The 19540-nt window shown below is 58.9% G+C and carries 16 protein-coding genes and 1 pseudogene; 7 read left to right on the forward strand and 10 right to left on the reverse strand.

Annotated elements, in window-relative coordinates; genetic code table 11:
• Positions 1–502: 502 nt before the first annotated feature.
• The gene (locus AX760_RS06275) at positions 503–1756 is read left to right on the forward strand and encodes a tyrosine-type recombinase/integrase (RefSeq protein WP_071832147.1); all 1254 of its coding nucleotides are present in this window, start codon (positions 503–505) and stop codon (positions 1754–1756) included.
• Positions 1757–1768: 12 nt separating this feature from the next.
• On the opposite strand, the gene AX760_RS06280 is transcribed toward AX760_RS06275, so the two are convergent.
• Complete coding sequence (locus AX760_RS06280) at positions 1769–2365, reverse strand: hypothetical protein (RefSeq protein WP_071832184.1); 597 nt, start codon at positions 2363–2365, stop codon at positions 1769–1771.
• Positions 2366–2609: 244 nt separating this feature from the next.
• Between AX760_RS06280 and AX760_RS06285 the strand changes: the two genes are divergently transcribed.
• The 4 genes from AX760_RS06285 to AX760_RS06300 all read left to right on the forward strand — a co-directional run bounded on the left by AX760_RS06285 (position 2610) and on the right by AX760_RS06300 (position 6874).
• Positions 2610–3602, forward strand: coding sequence for a helix-turn-helix transcriptional regulator (locus AX760_RS06285; RefSeq protein ID WP_071832148.1), 993 nt, complete (start codon positions 2610–2612; stop codon positions 3600–3602).
• Positions 3603–3885: 283 nt separating this feature from the next.
• Positions 3886–4827 (forward strand): ABC-three component system protein, encoded by a 942-nt coding sequence (locus tag AX760_RS06290; RefSeq protein WP_139276461.1) that lies wholly within the window; start codon positions 3886–3888, stop codon positions 4825–4827.
• Positions 4824–5075 (forward strand): ABC-three component system middle component 6, encoded by a 252-nt coding sequence (locus AX760_RS06295; protein ID WP_071832150.1) that lies wholly within the window; start codon positions 4824–4826, stop codon positions 5073–5075. Before AX760_RS06290 ends, AX760_RS06295 begins: the two co-directional genes overlap by 4 nt.
• A 131-nt stretch (positions 5076–5206) precedes the next feature.
• Positions 5207–6874, forward strand: coding sequence for a DUF2326 domain-containing protein (locus AX760_RS06300; RefSeq protein WP_175552022.1), 1668 nt, complete (start codon positions 5207–5209; stop codon positions 6872–6874).
• A 265-nt stretch (positions 6875–7139) separates the two neighbouring features.
• Here AX760_RS06300 and AX760_RS06305 read toward each other — a convergent pair whose 3' ends face one another.
• The 8 genes and pseudogenes from AX760_RS06305 to AX760_RS06340 form a co-directional block, all read right to left on the reverse strand.
• Positions 7140–7790, reverse strand: coding sequence for a hypothetical protein (locus AX760_RS06305; protein WP_071832152.1), 651 nt, complete (start codon positions 7788–7790; stop codon positions 7140–7142).
• Positions 7786–8169, reverse strand: a pseudogene (locus tag AX760_RS06310) (phosphoketolase family protein); the annotation flags it as partial. The pseudogene AX760_RS06310 and the gene AX760_RS06305, both read right to left, overlap by 5 nt.
• Positions 8170–8233: 64 nt before the next feature.
• On the reverse strand, positions 8234–9268 hold the full coding sequence (adhP, locus tag AX760_RS06315) for an alcohol dehydrogenase AdhP (protein WP_071832153.1): 1035 nt from the start codon (positions 9266–9268) through the stop codon (positions 8234–8236).
• Between the two features lie 46 nt (positions 9269–9314).
• Positions 9315–10763 carry an NAD(P)(+) transhydrogenase (Re/Si-specific) subunit beta gene (locus AX760_RS06320; RefSeq protein WP_071832154.1) on the reverse strand — a complete coding sequence of 483 codons (1449 nt, stop codon included), beginning with the start codon at positions 10761–10763 and terminating at the stop codon, positions 9315–9317.
• A 9-nt stretch (positions 10764–10772) separates the two neighbouring features.
• The gene (locus tag AX760_RS06325; RefSeq protein ID WP_071832155.1) at positions 10773–11126 is read right to left on the reverse strand and encodes an NAD(P) transhydrogenase subunit alpha part 2; all 354 of its coding nucleotides are present in this window, start codon (positions 11124–11126) and stop codon (positions 10773–10775) included.
• A gap of 21 nt (positions 11127–11147) precedes the next feature.
• On the reverse strand, positions 11148–12263 hold the full coding sequence (locus AX760_RS06330) for an NAD(P) transhydrogenase subunit alpha (protein ID WP_071832156.1): 1116 nt from the start codon (positions 12261–12263) through the stop codon (positions 11148–11150).
• 91 nt (positions 12264–12354) lie between these two features.
• Entirely contained in the window at positions 12355–13737 is a 1383-nt protein-coding gene (locus AX760_RS06335; RefSeq protein ID WP_071832157.1) for an NAD-dependent succinate-semialdehyde dehydrogenase, read from the reverse strand.
• Positions 13738–13788: 51 nt separating this feature from the next.
• Positions 13789–14826, reverse strand: coding sequence for a zinc-dependent alcohol dehydrogenase family protein (locus AX760_RS06340; RefSeq protein ID WP_071832158.1), 1038 nt, complete (start codon positions 14824–14826; stop codon positions 13789–13791).
• A gap of 170 nt (positions 14827–14996) precedes the next feature.
• On the opposite strand from AX760_RS06340, the gene AX760_RS06345 reads away from it, so the two are divergent.
• Both AX760_RS06345 and AX760_RS06350 read left to right on the forward strand, forming a co-directional pair.
• Positions 14997–16088, forward strand: a complete 1092-nt coding sequence (locus tag AX760_RS06345; protein ID WP_342587484.1) for a DnaJ C-terminal domain-containing protein — start codon at positions 14997–14999, stop codon at positions 16086–16088.
• Positions 16085–16360 (forward strand): chaperone modulator CbpM, encoded by a 276-nt coding sequence (locus AX760_RS06350; RefSeq protein ID WP_342587485.1) that lies wholly within the window; start codon positions 16085–16087, stop codon positions 16358–16360. Before AX760_RS06345 ends, AX760_RS06350 begins: the two co-directional genes overlap by 4 nt.
• Before the next feature lie 97 nt (positions 16361–16457).
• On the opposite strand, the gene AX760_RS06355 is transcribed toward AX760_RS06350, so the two are convergent.
• Entirely contained in the window at positions 16458–19163 is a 2706-nt protein-coding gene (locus AX760_RS06355) for a cation-translocating P-type ATPase (RefSeq protein WP_071832160.1), read from the reverse strand.
• Positions 19164–19540 lie beyond the last annotated feature (377 nt).

Consider the following 19540-nt stretch of genomic DNA (forward strand, 5'->3'; position numbering starts at 1 on the left):
CGCCAAAAGCTTGCCGGGCATTGTTTTTATTAAATATTCGGGGAATCTGGTGCGGTTCAGCGCCGGGCTCGAAGCTCGTGGCTGGGCCTGCGACAGCTGATCCGGATCGGCGCAGACCATTCGCCACGGCTCATTTTCCGAATTTCGCAGCGTTTTGCGCGTGTTCGGCGGCATAAGCAGGGTTTGGCAGGGGTGGCAGAGGGTCCAGACCCTTGCCGGTCATTGATTTCATTCGAGATTTACAAAATCAGCGCGTGTTTGGGCTGGCATGCCTTGGCAGAGGTTCATCTGCGCGGGCATCCTGGTGGCGACTTGCAACATCTGCACTGCTGATCTCGGGCCAAAACGCATGGCGGTTCCGAAATTCTCCCATGATTTCAGTGACCGGCAAGCATCGGACGCATGATCGCCGGTCACCGCCTGATTGCCGCGCCAGGCACCATGCTTTGCTTGATAAGGGCGCGAATCTACGCCTGTGTCATCGGCGACAGGAGGTGCAGACATGGTCAAGAGGTTGCGATTGAACGATAAAATTGTGAGGGAACAGGTCCCGGAGGAGGGTCGCCACTACCAAGTGTTCGACACGGAGGTGCGGGGCTTTTCCATCCGCATCCTCCAATCAGGAGGTCGGTCTTTTTCACTGGATTACCGCTTTGCGGGGGCCCAGCGCCGCATGGCCATCGGGCGGTGGCCTGAATGGACGGTGACCGCTGCGCGGGAGCGCGCAAGGGATCTGCGCCGCGTGATCGAAGAGGGTGGGGATCCACTGGGCACGCGGGGCGAGTTGCGCGAAGCTCCACGGTTCAGCGACATGATCGACCGCTATCTGGCGGAGCATGTGCCGCATCTGGCCAAAACCAATGCCTCGGACCAGCAGGCGATGCTGACAAAGCTTGTGGCTCCGCATTGGGGCAGGAAGCTGGTGACCGAGATCACGCCGCATGATGTGGCGAAACTGCTGAACATCATCGCCAAGGGTAGGGCACGCCCATCGAAGGAAAAGCCAAACAACCGCGCGCGCAAGCTGCAGGGCGTGAAGCCCACGCCGATCCGCGCCAACCGGGTGGGCGAAGTGCTGCGCAAGATGTTCACGCTGGCCATCAGCTGGGGCTGGCGGATGGACAACCCGGCCTCTGGCTTCAAGAAGCGGATCGAGAACGAACGCGAACGCTTCCTGTCGCAGGAGGAAATTGGCAGGCTGGCTGAGGTGTTGGATGCAGCCACCGATCAGCGCGGGGCGGGGATCATCCGTCTTTGCATGTTGACTGGCAGCCGGGTGGGCGAGGTGCGGCAGGCGCGGTTTGAACAGTTCAATCTGGAGCTGGGCAGCTGGTCAAAACCTGCCGCCAGCACCAAACAGCGCAAAATCCACCGTATCCCGATCTCGGCCGAGGTCGCAACAATCGTGCGTCAGCGCCAGCTTTTGGTGCCAAAGGGCAATCCATGGCTGTTCCCCGGCGATGCGCCCGGCCAGCCCGTCAAGGAAATCCGCCGGTTCTGGATCAACGTCCAGAAGGATGCCAAACTGCCCGAAGTCCGGATCCATGATTTACGCCACACCTTCGCCTCCCTGCTGGTCAGTGGCGGGGCCTCGCTCGAGATGATCGGCAAGCTCTTGGGCCACAGCCAGATGCAGACGACCCAGCGTTATGCACACCTGATGGATTCCCCACTTCGGGCGGGCGTCGATGCCGTTGCCAGCATGTTCCGGCCCCGCCCGAAGATCGTGCATGATGCAGACAAGAAAACCGCGTGACGCGGCGGCCCTTCAGCTTTCGCCGCGCAGTTTCCGCCAGATCGGCCGCACCCTGCGACGGATGGTGCTTTCATCTGGCACTTGGCCGTTTTGCGCCACCTGGGCAAACCAGTCCTGAAGTTCTGCGACAAGCTCTGACTGGTTGGCGGGCACGCCTTTTTCGTGAACACGCTGGATGACCGTGACGTACATCCCCTCCCAATCGTAGGGCGAGCCGGATCCCGTGCCACCGCCAACGCGGCGCAACAGGTCGTGTTCTTCCTCAAATCTCAGTACCTCGTGGCCAGCGATCTGCAGGTCGGAAATCGAGATATCCACCCCATCGCTGGGTTCGGTGACATAAACCCAACCCTCCGAACCGGCGGGCATGATCCGCATCAGCTTCACCACAGTCGGGCCGGTCCCGCAGCGACGAAACATCGGTAGAATATCCATGGGAGATATGATGACCTTTCCTGAAACCCTGTCCGCGCCACATGTGACGGTGGAAATGCCCGTCAGGATATCCAGCTTGCCGTCGCACGCCCATCCGGCAATATCTGCAATCATGCACGCCCAGCGCGCAGCCGTTTCTTGTACAGTAAAGAATACTCGTGGTGGTAAGGCCATTCTGACTTCCGTCCCCATTCTGAGCTTCCGCCGGATTCCACCTCAACGGGTGGTTTCTGCGTTAGGCTGGTGAGAGGGTCGAGACGTCAGGGCGTATGGTTCTCGTAGGCGCTCTGCGCCATCAAAGCAGGATGTGCTTCGACCGAATCAACCATACCGCGTTAATCTACAAGGCGACTCGCCCTCTAGTACACGCTACGATAGGGTCCACGTTAAAACCTGTCGTAGAGGGAAAAGAATCGTCATGTCATTCCACAAGGCGCAGGATCTGCTCAAACTGGCCGAACTGGCTGCATCCCGTCACAGCGGGATCAGCTTGCCGGATATTGCTGTGGAATTCGGGGTGAACATGCGGACGGCCCAGCGCATGGTGCGCGCGCTCGAGAGCACCTTTCCCAGCGTTTCAATCAAAACCGACGGTGATCGCAGGCGCTGGTGGAAGCTGCGCGACACGGCGATGCTCGGAATGCGGGGCATTTATGACCGCGAATTAGTGGCGCTTGAGATGGCCATCCGGCGCGCAGAACGCGAAGGCGCGCAGTCGGAAGTTGAGGCGCTGCAAGCATTGCGCGGGCGCTTAGTGGCTACCCTACCATCTGCCCACGCAAGGCGCGCCGAGGTGGATGCCGAAGCGGTGCTGGAAGCGCAGGGCTACGCCTGCCGTCCTGGCCCGAAGGTGAGAGCGTCGCCAATGGTGACCGGCGCAATCGCCGAAGCGCTGAAGGCACCCTTTTCGCTGACCATCCGGTATAAAGGCAAGCAGGATGCCGAACCACTGGATCGGACGGTTGAACCTTACGGCATGCTGCTGGGCACGCGGCATTATCTGATCGCCCGCGACCCGAGCAAAGGGTCCGCGTTTCGGCGCTTTCGCCTGGATCGGATCATGGATGCCAAGATTACCGGGCAGTCCTTCGTGCGGGACAAGGATTTCGACCTCGACGCCTATGCCGCCCAGTCGTTCGGGTCGTTCCACTCGGACGCGGAGTTCGGCCTGGTCGTCTGGCGCTTCACCCCGGCCGCGGCCGCTTCCGCTCGTGAATTCGTGTTCCATCCAGACCAGGTATTCACCGACCACGCTGATGGGGGGCTGATCGTCACGTTCAGAGCCAGCGGTTGGATCGAGATGGCTTGGCATCTGTACCAGTGGGGCGACACGGTCGAGGTGATTGAGCCGCCGCCCTTGCGGGAGATGGTTGACTTATGGCACAATCCTCACATTTGGGTCTTGCCCTGAATTTGCGGCAGCGGGAATCAGCTTGGGCGAACGGCGGGCAAGTGGATCGCGATCAACCTGAGAAGTAGCGATAGGAAATGTTGTATGGGGCGAAGTAGGTATGCCGCAATAAGGCAAAGACGTCGCTGCCGCAGAGAGGCGCGTCAAGCAGCTCACTGCTGTAAGTTGCAGGCTCTTCCCAATAAATATGTTAACACGCAATTGCCGTCTAATGCTGTTTCTGAAGCGCTCGGCTTTCTTGCCGGACCCGTTCTTCTCATGACCAACCGCTAGGAATTTATAATTGAGTTTGTCTGCAGTGAAACGGAAAGCGATACGTAACGCACTAGAGCTCAAGCTTCGTCGCTGCAAGGGCACTCGCTTGCAGGAATTCTTTGCTGAACTGATGAACATAATTCATGGAGATGCGTTCGTACCTACTGGCACCGACTACTCACGCGGTGACCTTCAGTGTGACGGCATCCTCTTAGTGCCACTTACTATTTTTGCCTGCTATGGGCCAGTCAACGCTGGGACAAACGCAACTGAGGCATCGATGGAACGGGCCGTGAAGAAGGTGGCGTCAGACTTCGCTGGTGCAATCAAAGAATGGCCTGCACTTAAATCGTGGGTATTTGTCCACAACTATGTCGAGGCGCCAGCTCAAATCGTACAGAAGATACTTGATCTGCGTACCAACAACCCTAAGCTTGACATTAAGATCTTCGGTAAGAGCGGGTTCGAAAGTGCCCTTCTAGATTTGGATGAGGCCTCCATCGAAGCTTTGATTGGCGATGCTGCTACGGAACAGGATTTCCGATCATTGCAGCCCGAAGACGTCTTGGCGGTGGTGTCAAGCATCATGGCCAGCGTCGATCATGATGGCATTCCTGATGATGCTCCTGTTGTGGTGCCGGATCAGAAGCTCTACTTCAACGGTCTCTCATCAATTTGCAAGCAGCGCATCGTCGACGGCCTGCAAAACGCCAACCGCGTGGCCACCCTGCTACTGGATCATCAGGATCCCATGCTGGATGCCCGGTTGGCATCAATCTTCAAAGCAAAGTACTTTGAACTTAGGGCACAGTCTATTCATCCTGACGATATACTATTCGAACTTCGCGACTTTGCTGCTATGGAAAAAAAGACCACTGCGCGGCGTGAAGTGGCTGTATGGAGCTTGCTGGCGCACTTCTTCGAGAAGTGCACCATATTCGAGGACGCACCGGTCGAGGCTGTGGCATGATCCTACCAGGCAAACACCTAAAACCAGATAGAGCTTTGCTCACGATCGGGAGCGAGATCTTGGCCGTCATGACCAAAGGCACCAGTACAGTCTCAATGGTCTGGGATGATGTTCGGGCACTGCGCAACAAGCAAGATTATGCTTCGCCTCTGCCGTTCGACTGGTTCATTCTGGCTTTGTCATTGTTATACGCTATGGGCGCGGTAGATCTCGATGGTGACAATCTCACTCGAGTCGTTCTGCCATGATCAGGACCGTCTCGAGTTCGCTACCGACGTTCAAGACCGTAAAGTTCCAGTCTGGCCTCAACATCTTGCTTGCCGATGTCGCGGCCGTTTCTACCGGTCGTCACACTCGAAACTCGGCGGGTAAAACTAGCTTGGTTGAGGTCATTCATTTCCTACTTGGTGCGGACGCCGACAAGAACTCACTTTTCAAGAGCGCCGGTCACGATAGCCATACGTTCTCGATGGAAGTCCACGTTTCGAGTCAGTGGATACTTGTCACTCGCACGGGCCAGAAGGACAAGGATCGGCGGATCTATCTGTCAGATGAACATGCCGCGGCCGTAGGACTTATCCTCGATAGGGAGGATGACGGCAAAGGGTTCATCTCGAACGAGACCTGGAAAGCATTTCTAGGATCAACTTGGTTCGCGCTCCCAATGAACCGCGAAGGAACTATTTTCGAGGGAAAGAGTGCTCCGACGTTCAGGCAACTCATCGGTTACTTCGCGCGACGGCGCAAAGATAGTGGTATGGATCTGATTGAGAAGAACGGAAAAGATCAACAGCCAGGCAGTGTTCAGGTTGCGCTATCCTATCTGCTAGGGCTGGACTGGGAAATCCCACGTCAGTTTCAGTACATGCGAGAGCGTAGAAAGCACGCGACAGCTCTTCGGATGGCGGTCAAAGAAGGAGAGCTGGGTCAGCTATTCGGAACAGCAGCTGAGATTCGTCCAGAGCTTGCACGAACCGAAGAAAGAATCGCCATACTGCGCGCACAGATCGATACGTTTCAGGTGCACGATAGTTACAAGGAACTGGCAGGGCAGGCTTCCCGCTTGAGGGACCGTGTTACTGAGGTCACATTCGAGTTGGCGGAGGCAGACTCCGCTGTCGAGTATATGAAGAAATCCTTCGATGCGGAAGCACCACCGGCATACGCTGACGTAGAGACCCTTTATCGTGCAGCCGGGATTGAGCTGCCAAGCGTCGCGCTGCGCCGATTTGAAGATGTAGAAGCCTTCCAGGCATCGGTAACTGCGAATAGGCAAAGCTACTTGCGTGATCAGATTGACGAAACAAAGCGACACCGAGACCAGTCGGCGGCAGATCTGGTCAAGTTTTCTGGTGAGCGAACCGAAATTTTAAAAAAACTCGATGGCAAAGGAGCCTTTGAGGATCTCATTCGTTTACGCGAGGCCTTTGGAGAAAATGTAAGCCGCGCAGAAACGCTGCGCAGTAAACTTCAGCATGCCGCTGCGCTGGAAAACAATATAACTCAGATGAAAGCAGAGGCCGCTGAGTTAGAATTAAAGCTCCAGCAGAACTACGAACAGAACGAAGATAAGATTAAGAGGGCGACCGTTCTGGTAGATAAGGCCATCTCCAAGCTCTATGATGACAGGACTGGTAATCTCATCATTGAATCATCACGGTCGGGTCCAAAATTTCGCATCGACATTCAAGGGGGCGGGAACAAAGGCGGGATCGACATGATGAAGATCTTCTGCTTTGATACGATGTTACTGCGTATTGCTTTCGAAAGATTCAAGCCGAGTTTACAGTTTCTCGTTCATGATAGCCATTTGTTCGATGGGGTCGACTCCCGCCAAGTCGCACAAGCTCTTGTCTACGGCAAGGCCGTGGCTGACGAGATCGGTGGTCAATACATCGTCACTCTGAACAGTGATGAGTTCCATAGTGCCAACGCATCAAGCGATCTGCCTCTCGACGAATTCGTAAACACGGTGAAGCTGGCTGATGATGAGACAGGCGGGCTGTTTGGGTACCGTTTTGATCTTAAGAAGGCGGCGCCCCAATAGCAGTGCAAATCGTTGATACTCAGACAGAGGCACGTTTTGTAATTTTTAGGACGATTGGTTTCGACGGAAAGTGATCATACTCAGATCCTAGGCGGACGAGACTGTGTCAACGCCATGTCAACCCGCATACACCATTTTGTCGCTGTCGGTGCCGGTCAAAGCAGGTCAATGTCGGTTGTTGTCGGAATGGAAAGCGCGCCAAATCAAAGACTTGTCTGATAACTCATTGAAATACATAAGCTATTGGAATCGCTAAGGTTTTGGCTCATAACCTGAAGGCCGCAGGTTCAAATCCTGCCCCCGCAACCAACGAAACTTGTAACCGCTTCCAGTCAGCCTCCTCCTCAGCGAGGACAGCACAGAAGCGGGCAGTAAAATCCAGCTTCTCATTGATATCACTGAACTCACCCGCCCGAACCCGGCGGGCGAACTCGTTTGCGTGCCGCTCCCGCAGACCGGCGCTGTATTCCTGAAATGCCTGCATTGAGGCGAGGATGAAAGCCATCCGGCTGGCGACCGTCAGGTCGGCAGCCTTGCCATCCGCCGACGGCACGATCAGCACCTTCTGGACGAGATCGCGGATGAAATTGAAACGGCGCAGCACCTCATCATGTTCGGTGTTGCCGGTACGGGCGATTTTCGTCAGCGCTGCCATGGCTGCACTGTACATGCATGCACTGTACATGGATGGGTTGACGACAAAGGTCTTGGCAGCCCCTTTGCGCTTGACCGCGGACTTTACCAATGCGCCCTCCAGTTCGTTTCGCTGTTTCTGCAAATCTTCCAGCAGCCGGTCGAAAGCAGCGATCTGAAGCTGACCGGCGATCAAACGCTCTGCCACCTGATCGGCAATGAGGTCTTGCTTTCTCTTCACATCGACAAGCGTTCGCGCGAGCTTTTCCTTATCGCGCCTCATGGATCCAACCCGGCGTTTCCGGCGAGACGTGGCTTGGAATGCCGTAGGGCCAGGAGAAATGGCGGAACAGGGGATGCAGCCCGTTGCGGCTGCGCTCGATGGCTGGATAGTGTTCCAAAAGAGCCTTCAAGATAGTCTGCGCCACGATGCCACGGCCCGGCATGGCCGGGTCCGATGACATAGATCATGTCCAGATCGTTTTGCGTGATCAGGCGGTTGAGATGGACATAGAGAAAGTTCAGACCCGGTGTCGTACCCCAGTGGCCGAGCAGGCGCGGCTTGATGTGATCCAGCGTCAGCGGGAATTCCAGTCGCGGATTTCCTTGAGATAGATCTGGCCGACCGACAGATAATTGGCGGCGCGCCAGTAGGCATCCATCCTGTGAAGAAGGTCGGGCGAAAGCGGTGCTGCAGCGCGGGTCTGATCGTTTATCGGGATATCCTCACACTGTCGCGAAATCGAGAACGACGCGGCCGGCCACCTTGCCGTGCTCCAACCGGTCGAACACCTCGTTGATCGCAGACAGCGGCTGCAGCTCGATATCAGCCTTGACCTTGCCTGCGGCAGCAAAGGCAAGGGCTTCCGCCATGTCCTTGCGGTTGCCGACAAAGGAACCGCGAATGGTGATGCAGTCTGCCACGACCCCGAACAGCGGCACGGGGAACTCGCCCGGCGGCAGACCAACCAGCACGCAGGTCCCTGTCTTGCGGGTCATCGCAACGCCCTGCTTGAACGCCGGCAACGAGGGTGCCGTGATCAATACGCCATGCGCGCCGCCGCCGGTGTCTTTCTTCAGGGTTTCGGCCGGATCGCCGGCCATTGCGTTGATGGTCAGATCGGCGCCGAGGCGTTTGGCAAGCGCCAGCTTACTGTCGTCGATATCGACCGCACAGACATTGAGCCCCATGGCCTTGGCATACTGGATGGCCAGATGTCCAAGTCCGCCCGCGCCGGAGATGACGATCCATTCGCCGGGCTTGGCCTCGGTTTCCTTGATGCCTTTATACGTTGTGATGCCCGCACAGATGATCGGGGCTGCCTCGGTCGCCTTCAGGCCTGCGGGTATATGCGCCACGTAGTTGGGGTCGGCGAGGATGTATTCGGCAAAACCGCCGTTCTTCGTATAACCGCCGAACTGCGCCTCGGCACAGACAGTCTCCCAGGCCGAGAGGCAGTATTCGCAGTGGCCGCAGGCGGAGTAAAGCCATGGCACGCCGACGCGCTCGCCTTGCTTCACATTCGTCACTCCGGCTCCCAGGGCCACGACGATGCCGATGCCCTCATGGCCTGGCACGAAGGGCGGCGAAGGCTTCAACGGCCAGTCACCGCGTGCGGCATGCAGATCGGTGTGGCAGACGCCGCAGGCCTCGGTCTTGACGAGGATCTGGCCCGGTCCGGGCGTGGGAATATCCCATTCGCGCAATTCCAGCGGTTTTCCGAAGGCGGTGACGGTGGCGGTTTGCATTGTCTTGGCCATGGGATGGCTCCTTGTCTCTGTTGGGGGATCTTCGGGAAACACAAAATCACGCGGCGGCGCGCCCGAGCGGGCGGACGGCTTCGATCATCTTGACGAGCACGGCCTGGGCGTCGCCGCAGACCATGTTGCAGTTCTCGCCGTAGAACAGGGTGTTGACGATGCCGGCATAGCCCTTGCCTTCGCCGCGCTTGACGACGAACACCTGCTTTGCCTTGTCGGCATTGAGGATCGGCATGCCGAATATCGGAGACGGCTTGTCGGTGCGTGCCGCCGGGTTGACGACATCGTTGGCGCCGATCACCATCACCACATCGGTATTGGCAAAATCGTCGTTGATGTCTTCGAGTTGCAGGATGAGATCGTAGGGCACGCCGGCTTCGGCGAGCAGCACGTCCATCTGACCGGGCATGCGACCGGCGACCGGGTGGATTGCGAAGCGGACCAGCACGCCCGCCGACTGGAGCAGTTTGACGAATTCGTAGAGTTTCTGTTGTCCCTGCGCGACGGCCAGGCCGTAACCGGGAATGATGATGACACTCGCTGCATAGCGCATCGCGATGCCGGCATCCCCGGCCTCGGTTGGGCGCAGGCTGCCCTTGATGTCACCCTGTTTCTGCGTCACTGACGGACCGAAATTCGTGAACAGGATGTTGCTGACCGAGCGGTTCATGGCATTGGCCATCAAAAGCGTCAGCAGCAAGCCGGCAGCACCCACCACCATTCCGGCGACCATCAGGGCAGGCTTCTGCAGCACGAAGCCTTCGAGCGCCACGGCAAGGCCGGTAAAGGCGTTGAAGACGGAGATCACCACGGGCATGTCCGCACCACCGATCGGCATGGTCATGAGGATGCCGAAGACCAGTGCGCAACCGAAGAAAATCGTGATCAACGTCGTGATGCCAAGCACGGGCACAAGTGTGCCGAGCGAGGCGAGTGTCAGATAGGCACCGATGGCAATCGTCACCGCAAAGGCGATGACGTTGACGGCCTGCTGCCCCTTGAAGCGCCAGGGGTTTGACAGGAGACCATCGAGCTTGGCCCAGGCGATGACGGAGCCCGACATGGAGACGGCGCCGATCAGGGCGCCCGCCAGCGTCACGATAAGCGGCATCAGTCCCTGCGCCCGGCCGCCAAACAGTTCCATGGCCGCAATCGCGCCGGCTGCTCCGCCGCCCATGCCATTGTAGAGCGCCACCATTTGCGGCATCGCCGTCATGGCGACGCGCTTGCCGCTCCACCAGGCGACGCCACCACCGATCATGAGAGCGATGATGGCAAGGCCGACATTGGTCGCCAGAAAGGGTTGCGTCGCATCATTGGCACTGAATATGTAGAGAAAGCTGGCGGCGACGGCGACCAGCATACCGATGCCGGCGGCCAGGATGCCAGAGGGGGCCGTGACCGGCGACGACATGCGCTTCAGCCCGTACATGAACAGAAAGGCAGCTGAAAGATCGGCAACGCCGATGAGGACGAGCGGCAGGGTGGGGAGCATGATTTTTCCTCAAGCCTTCTTCACGGGATGCCGTTTGGCACGCGCCGTTTTTTTCGGGCTGGCATCGGGAGCGCTGGTCTGGAACATGGCGAGCATACGCCCGGTCACGGCATAGCCGCCCGCCGCATTGCCGGCGCCGAGCAGGACAGCGAAGAAGCCGATAATCTGTTGCTGCACGGAACTGGCATTGATCAGGGCATAGAGGCCGCCGACCACGACGATGCCGTGGACAAAATTGGCGCCCGACATCAGCGGCGTGTGCAGGATCGCCGGCACCCGGCCGATGATCACCCAGCCGGCAAAGGCGGCGAGCATGAAAATATAGAGTGCGACAAAGCCGCTGATCGCCATCTGGCTATCCATCGATGTATCTCCAAAAAAGGGTCAGGCTGCCTTGGGCTTGGGTTCCATCATGCGGCCCGCATGGGTGAGTGCTGTGCCGGCAAGGATCTCGTCGTCCCAGTCGATGGTGACGACATTGTCCTTCAGCATCAGCGCCAAAAGGTTGAACTGGTTTTTGGCGTAGAGCGTGCTGGCGTCCTCTCCGAGAAGCGAGGGGACGTTGAGCGGTGCGACGATGGTCACGGGACCGACACGGATCGTTTCGCCGGGAACGGTGTCCTCGCAATTGCCGCCGCCTTCGGCAGACAGATCGACAATGACAGCCCCTGCCTTCATGCCGGCTACCTGCACTTTGTCGATCAGTTTGGGCGAGGGGTGTCCGGGAATGGCGGCTGTGGTGATGACCAGATCAGCGGCCTGGATATGGTCTGTCAGAACGGCTGCGACCTTGGACTTCTCATCGGCGCCGAGTTCGCGGGCATAACCGCCCTTACCGCGCGCATCGACGCCGGTCTCGACAAAGGTTGCGCCCAGCGACAGCGCCTGTTCCTTCGTTTCCGGCCGCACGTCATAGCCTTCGACGACGGCACCCAGACGGTGGGCCGTGGCGATGGCTTCAAGTCCGGCAACACCGAGCCCCATGACCAGAACCTTCGCCGGGCCGATCGCTCCGGCCGCCGTCGTCAGTTTCGGCAGGATGCGGGCGAGATGGGTGGCACCCAGTTGCACGGCGTAATAGCCGGCAAGCGCCGACTGGCTGGACAGCGCATCCATACTCTGCGCCCGCGTGATGCGCGGCAAGCGCTCCATGGCAAAACAGGTGATCTTCCGGTCGAGCAGGCGCTGGACAAGCGCCGGCTCCTTATGCGCGTAGACGAAGCAGATCAGGATCGATCCCTCCTTCATCGCGTCGATCACGTCGAGCGCTGGCGGCTGGACGCAGAGCACCACGTCGGCATCCTTCACCAACGTGTGGCGATCCTTGACGATCGCGACATCCTTGAAGGTCGCATCCGCAAGTTTGATCGCCTCACCGGCACCCGCCTGCATATGCAGTCTGGCGCCGAGTTTCACGAGCTTTGGGACAAGCGACGGCACAAGCGCTACGCGCCGCTCATGCGGCTTCGTCTCCTTCAGGATCGCAATGTTGACATACATGGGAAAGCTCCGGGTTCAGGCGCGGGATGCAAGCGCAGGGAGTGGTCAGGCTTTCACCGGCTTTCCCTGCGCCATCGTTTCAGGCCGGCGGTCAGAATGGCGCGTCGGCGACCACGTAGCGCACCAGCTTCTTGTTGACGAAGGCCTGGATTCCCATGTCACCGAGTTCGCGGCCGTAGCCCGAATTCTTGATGCCGCCGAAGGGAAGCTCGGCATCCGACCAGCTGATATTGTTGATGAACATCATGCCGGTATCGATGCGGCTGGCGACCCGCTTGCCGCGCGCCACATCCTTGGTGAAGACCGACCCGCCGAGCCCGAAGTCGCTGTCATTGGCCAGCGCAATGGCTTCCTCCTCGTCCTTGACCCGGAAGATCATCGCCACGGGCCCGAAGAACTCGTCGCGGAAGGCAGGATTGCCCGGCTTGACGTCGGTCAGGATCGTCGGCTGCATATAGGAGCCCGGACGATCGACGCGCTTGCCGCCGATCAGCACCTTGGCACCATGCGTCACGGCGACATCGACCTGTTTCAGAATGTCGGTCAGCGCGGATTCGGACGATAGCGGACCGAGCGTCGTCTTCTCGTCCAGCGGGTCGCCGGCCTTCAGTGCGCCAAGTGCCGCCTGGAATTTTGCAATGAACGTATCGGCGAGCGTTTCGACGACGATGAAGCGCTTGGCCGCACAGCAGGTCTGCCCGGTATTGTACATCCGGCCCCAGACCGCCCATTTGATCGTGTGTTCCATATCGGCGTCTTCGAGAACGATGAAGGCGTCGCTGCCGCCGAGTTCCATCGACGAGGGCTTCAGGTTCTGTCCGGCCCGTGCGGCGATGCTGCGGCCGGCGGCGACGCTGCCGGTGAGTGCCACGCCCTTGATGCGCGGATCGTCCACGACCCGGTCGGATTGCGCATGCGAAATCAGCAGGTTGGTGTAGAGGCCGACCGGCGCGCCGGCGTCGAGCAACAGCTTTTCAAAGGCGATGGCGCATTGCGGGACACAGCCGGCATGCTTGATCACAAGCGTATTGCCTGCCATCAGATGCGGCCCGGCGACGCGTGCGAGCTGGTAGTAGGGGAAGTTCCACGGTTCGACGCCGAAGACCACGCCGATCGGGCTGCTCTCCATATGGCCTTCACCGGTGGTCGGGTTCAGATCCGTGTCTGCGAGAAAGCGCTCTGCATTCTTGGCGTAATAGCTGAGGATTTGCGCGCTGAATTCCACTTCGCCGCGCGCCTCGTCGATCCGCTTGCCCATTTCAAGGGTCATCGTCCGGGCCAGTTCCTCAACCCTGTCATGCACAAGCATGGCAGCCTTCTCGATGATGACGGCGCGTTCGGCATAGGGGGTGTGCCGCCATGTCTCGAAGCAGGCCGCGGCAGCAGCCAGCTTCGTTTCCAGCTGCGCGTCCGTCAGGTCGTCGAATGTCTTCAGAAGTTTGCCGGTTGCGGGATTGAAGCTCTGATAGGTCATGGAAAATGTCCTGGTTTGGTAGAATTGAAATGACTGATGCCGGTTCGTCGTTCAGGCTTCGATGATGACCTTGAGCGCCTTCGTATCGGCGGCGCGGCTGAAGGTGTCGTAGGCATCCATGATCTGCTCGAGCTTGAAGTGATGGGTGATCAAAAGCTTCGGATCGATCTTTCCGGCTTGCACGGTGTTGAGCAGCATCGGGGTGCTGACGGTGTCGACAAGCCGTGTCGTGATGGTGAGGTTGCGGTCCCATAGGTTTTCGAGGTGAAGATCGACCTTTGTGCCGTGGACGCCGATATTGGCGATCGTGCCGCCCGGCGCGATGATCTTCTCACACAGTTCGAAGGTTGCCGGGACGCCGACGGCCTCGATCGCGGTATCGACGCCACGATTGCCGGTCATCGCCATCAGTATTTCCACGGCCTTGCCATCGCTGCTGTTGATGCTGTCGGTCGCGCCAAAGCGTTTTGCGATGTCCAGCCGGTTGTCGTCGAGATCGATCGCGATGATCCGCGCCGGTGAAAAGAACTGGGCCGTCAACAAGGCCGCAAGCCCGATTGGCCCGGAGCCGACAATGGCCACTGTGCTGCCGGGTTGGACCTTGCCGTTCAGCACGCCGCATTCGAAGCCGGTCGGCAGGATGTCGCTCAGCATCACGAGTGCTTCTTCGTCGGCACCATCCGGTATCGGGTAGAGGCTGGTGTCGGCATAGGGGATGCGGACAAATTCGGCCTGTGTTCCATCGATCTTGTTGCCGAGGATCCAGCCGCCGGTCGTGCAGTGCGAGTACATCTGGCGCCGGCAATATTCGCACTTGCCGCAGGCGCTGATGCAGGAAATCAGAACGCGGTCACCGGCCTTGTAGGCGCTGACGGCGGAACCGACGGAATCGATTACGCCAACGCCTTCGTGGCCGAGAATTCGCCCCGGCGGGCAGGTCGCCACATCGCCCTTGAGGATATGTAGATCCGTGCCACAGATCGTCGTCTTGGTGATCCTGACGATTGCATCGGTCGGCGTAAGGATTGTCGGCTTTGGCCGCTCCTCGAGCGCCATTTTGGACGGGCCGTTATAGACAAAAGCCTTCATGGCGGGTTTCGCTTTCTGTGGTTGCAAGCTGCGCGCAAAGGAAAATATTAAGCGCACGCAAAAGGCTGCATCTGTTGATGCGCTGACCCTAGATCCGGCATGGATGGTGCGGTAGGATCGGAAAGTACTCATCCGGTCCCGTCGATGAAAAGCGACCGTACAAGCGCGGGATGACTTTCCAGTGCGGCGGTTTTCTGAGTAGTTTCCGAAGCTATCGTTGCGGGCCGGGCAGTCCTAGATCTAACCGAGGTGCGAAGCGCGCGGGTACCTTCAAAAAGGCCGCCCGGTGCGCCGTGGTGGATTTCCTGCGTCCCAGGCACCTGCCAAACGCGCGGCTTGTCCCTTGTGGAGTTCGAATGAAAGACCCCTACGAAACTCTCGGTGTTGCTCGCACAGCCACAAGCGCCGAGATCCGCAAGGCCTATCGGAAGCTGGCCAAAACGCTGCACCCCGATCTCAATCCGGGAAATGCCGAGGCGGAGGAGCGCTTCAAGGGGCTTTCTGCCGCCAATGAAATCCTCTCCGACCCCGAGAAGCGTAAACGCTTTGACGCCGGGGAAATTGATGCCTCCGGTACGGAGCGGCCTCGCCAACCCTATTATAAGGACTATGCTGGCAACAATGCCGGCGCGAACCCCTATGAGAACACGTCTGGATTTTCCGACTTTTCCGGCGCCGACGACATTTTCGCAGAGATGTTCAGGCGCCAAGGGCGCCAGTCGCGCCGCATGCGGGGTCACGATCTGAACTACTCACTGACCGTCGACTTTCTCGACGCGATCAACGGCGCCAAAAAGCGGATATCGCTGCCGGATGGCGGGTCTCTGGACCTGACAATCCCTGCCGGCATCGAGGATAACAAGGTTTTGCGGTTGCGGGGCAAGGGTGCACCGGGCGGCGGTCAGGGCGAGGCCGGGGACGCGCTGGTCACCATCACGGTCGGCGCGCACGCCTTCTTCGTCCGCAAAGGTGATGACATCCATCTGGATCTGCCTGTGACGATCGGCGAAGCGGCGCTCGGTGCCCGACTAAAGGTCCCCACCCCCTCCGGCGCGGTCATGGTCTCGGTTCCCAAAGGCTCGAACACCGGGTCGGTCTTGCGGTTGAAAGGCAAGGGCATTGCGCATGGAGGCATTCACGGCGACCAATTGGTAACGCTTCGGGTCATGTTACCGAACAAAGCGGACGCAGCCCTTGAGGGCTTTCTTGCAACCTGGACGCCGGAACCGGAATACAATCCGCGCAAGGATATGCAGCCATGATCATCAACAGGCTCGAATTCATGCATCGTGCGCAGATCGATCAGCAAACGCTTGAGATCTGGCTGCGGGAAGAGTGGCTGCTACCCAACGAGATGGTAACGGACATGGAGTTTTCCGAGGTCGACCTGGCGCGCGCGATCTTCATCCTCGACCTCAAGGAGCGTCTTGGCGTGAACGATGACGGCGTGGGCGTGATCCTGCACCTGGTCGATCAGGTCCACGGCCTGAGGCGACTACTCGGCGGGCTTCTGACGCAAAAACCAGCCGCTTAGAGTCTGTCAGGTTCATACTGAACCAGCCCGTCTCCGGCTCTTCTTATGATCGTTTGTCTTTTCGGGATAACCGGATCCCACCTATCCCTGACAAACTCTAGCGCCGCTGGCGCCACAGCTTACCCAGTTCCAGAACAATGGACGGGATCGTGCTCAGGGCCAGAAGAACAAGGCAGTCTGTGAACGGTACGGGAGATGATTTCAATAAATCGCCGAGAACCGCGTTGTGCTGGCTCAATACCTGGATGCCGAACGACACGCCAACGACAATCAGCAGATTGCGATTGGTCAGGACCGATATTCTCCAGACAGGCCTGCTTTCGCTGCGGGCGCCGAAGGCACGAAGCACCTCGGAAAAGACCATGACCGTGAATGCGTAGGTCCGTGCCGTCTCGGTGTCCGTCGTGTCGAGCATGTACAGGAAAACCGCAAACGCGACGGCGGCGGTGAGGCAGCCTGTAAAGAGCATCGTCGACAGAAAACCACGATCCGTTATGGGTTCGCCTGGAAGCCGCGGCGGCCTCTCCATGACATCGGAATCGATCGCGTCCGTTGCAAGGCACAGGGCCGGCAAGCCGTCGGTGACCAGGTTTATCCAGAGAAGGTGGATCGGCAAGAGAGGCGTCGGAACGCCGATGACGACGCACACAGCCATCAACAGGAGTTCGGCGGTGCTGCCCGCAAGCAGGTACTGAAGGGTTTTGCGGATATTGTCGTAGATGCCGCGTCCCTGCTTGATGGCGTCAACGATGGTGGCGAAATTATCATCGGTGATGATGAGATCCGCCGCCTGCTTGGTCACCTCCGTTCCGGACTGCCCCATGGCGATCCCGATGTCGGCACCCTTGATCGCGGGGGCGTCGTTGACGCCGTCACCCGTCATCGCCACGACATCGCCGTTGGCCTTCAGGGCATGCACGATCCTCAGTTTATGGGCGGCGGTCACGCGCGCATAGACGCTGGTTTTGGCCGCGCGTTCCTGCAGGTCTTTATCCGGAATATCCTGCAATTCGGAGCCGGTAAGGGCAGGGCGATCCGATGCGATGCCGATGTCGCGGGCAATCGCTGTAGCCGTGTCCGGATGGTCGCCGGTGATCATGACAATGCGTAGCCCCGCCATACGGCACTGCGCGATCGCCTGGCGGGCTTCCGGGCGAGGTGGATCATACATGCCGGCTAGACCGACAAAGACGAGATCGTGCTCCAACTCCTCAGCGGATTGACCGGTCTTGGACCCGTCCAGATCACGGTAGGCCGAACCAAGGACGCGCAGTGCGCGATTTGCCATCGCGGAAATTTCCGCCAGCACATCTGTTCGATCCTGTTGGGAAATCGGCTGTACGCCTGTCCCCGTGTCGATCAGTGTACATTTCTCCAGAAGCGGACCGGGGGCGCCGTTTACCAGCGCTCTGAGATGACCGTCTGGCATCCGACGCACCACCGTGCTGCGTTTGCGATCGGAATCGAAAGGAATTTCGAAGTGCTTCGGATACTGTTGTTCAAAGGACTTGCGCTCCAGTCGCGCCTTGGCCGCCGATGTCAGAAGCGCCCCTTCGGTCGGATCGCCGATGGTCTTCCAGATGCCTGCCTCTTCACGCAGATGGGCGTTGTTGCAGCCGAGATGGATCGCTGCAAGCGCAAGCAGCGACGCGTGATCGGATCCGGAGACGGCGTTGCCGTTCAAAAGAATGGCACCAGCCGGACCATAGCCTTCGCCGGTGACGTCATAGCTCTGGCCGGCAACATAAAGCCTGCGAACCGTCATCTCGCCAACCGTCAAAGTTCCCGTCTTGTCGGTACAGATCACGGTCGTTGAGCCGAGTGTCTCCACCGCCGCCAGCTTGCGCACCAGCACCCGGCGCCGCGCCATCTGCATCACGCCAACGGAAAGGGCGACGGTGACGACGGCGGGCAGGCTTTCCGGTACGGCTGCCACAGCCAGACTGATGGCCGTGAGCGCCAATTCGTAGAGCGCAGTCCCCCGAAGCAGGCCCAATCCGAACAGCACTGCAACAATGCCGAGAGCCGCCCAGACGAGAATGCGGCCGAACGCATCGAGCTTCTTCTGGAGCGGCGTGCCCTTGTCGCTTCCCGCCTTTTCGATCAACCCGGCTATCTGACCGAGTTCGGTCGCCATGCCGGTCGCGATGATGATTGCCCGGCCTGTGCCCTTGGCCACACTTGTGCCCATGAAAACCATATTGGTCTGGTCGCCGATCGACAAATTGCCGGCAGTCAGCGCTCCTGCTTGCTTTGCAACGGTCTCTGATTCACCCGTCAGTGTCGCTTCGATCATCTGGAGTGTGGCTGCATCACAAAGGCGGGCGTCCGCTGCAACAAGGTCTCCGGCTGCCAGCATCAATATGTCGCCCACCACGACCTCGGATGCTGGAACGGTGAGCGCATGTCCGTCGCGTCGCACTTTGGCCTGCGGAGCGGTCATCAGCTTCAAGGCTGCAACTGATTTTTCCGCGCTATACTCCTGATAGAATCCCAATGCAGCGTTGAGAATGATGACGGCCATGATCGCGATTACGTTGACCGTTTCGCCGACAAGCGCCGAGATCACCGCTGCGCAGATCAGAACCCAGATGATGAGGCTGCGGAACTGGGAGATGAATATCTGCAAAACGCTGATGCGCTCTCCAGACGAAATCTCGTTCGGACCGTTCCTGACCAAACGTGACGCGGCCTCAGGTGAAGATAGACCCGCCAGCGACACACCGAGTAGTTTGTGAACTTCGTCATTCGACCGATTGTACCAATCGTCCTGTGTTGCCGGTGTTGCGGCTGCTCGGTTCATCGGTTCGATTCCATTCTGGTGTTGCGCGCGTTGTGTGATCCGCCTGGTTCTGCGCGGCTTGAGCGGTCGCAAAAGCTCTTTTGCGACCACCGGCTTCTATTGTCGTTGCTGCCGATCCGTTGAGGATGGCAAGGGTATCTTGCCGGCGACCGATCGCTGCCGGCTTTCCGGTTGCCGTTGCAAAGCTTGCTGCCGCTTCCACCCATGGTCCCATGGACCCGGTGGAAAACTTCACTGGAGCGAAGGATGATGCGCTGGTGCTGGAAATGGCGCGCGCATGCGCGGGTCTAAGGATATGTCGCGATAGCCGAGCCGGTAGCCTCGGAAACTACGCATGCCGCGTTTTGCAGGAACCGACGACGCGATTGCTTCGGCGG

This window comes from Pararhizobium antarcticum, assembly GCF_001885585.1.
Lineage (GTDB): Bacteria > Pseudomonadota > Alphaproteobacteria > Rhizobiales > Rhizobiaceae > Pararhizobium > Pararhizobium antarcticum.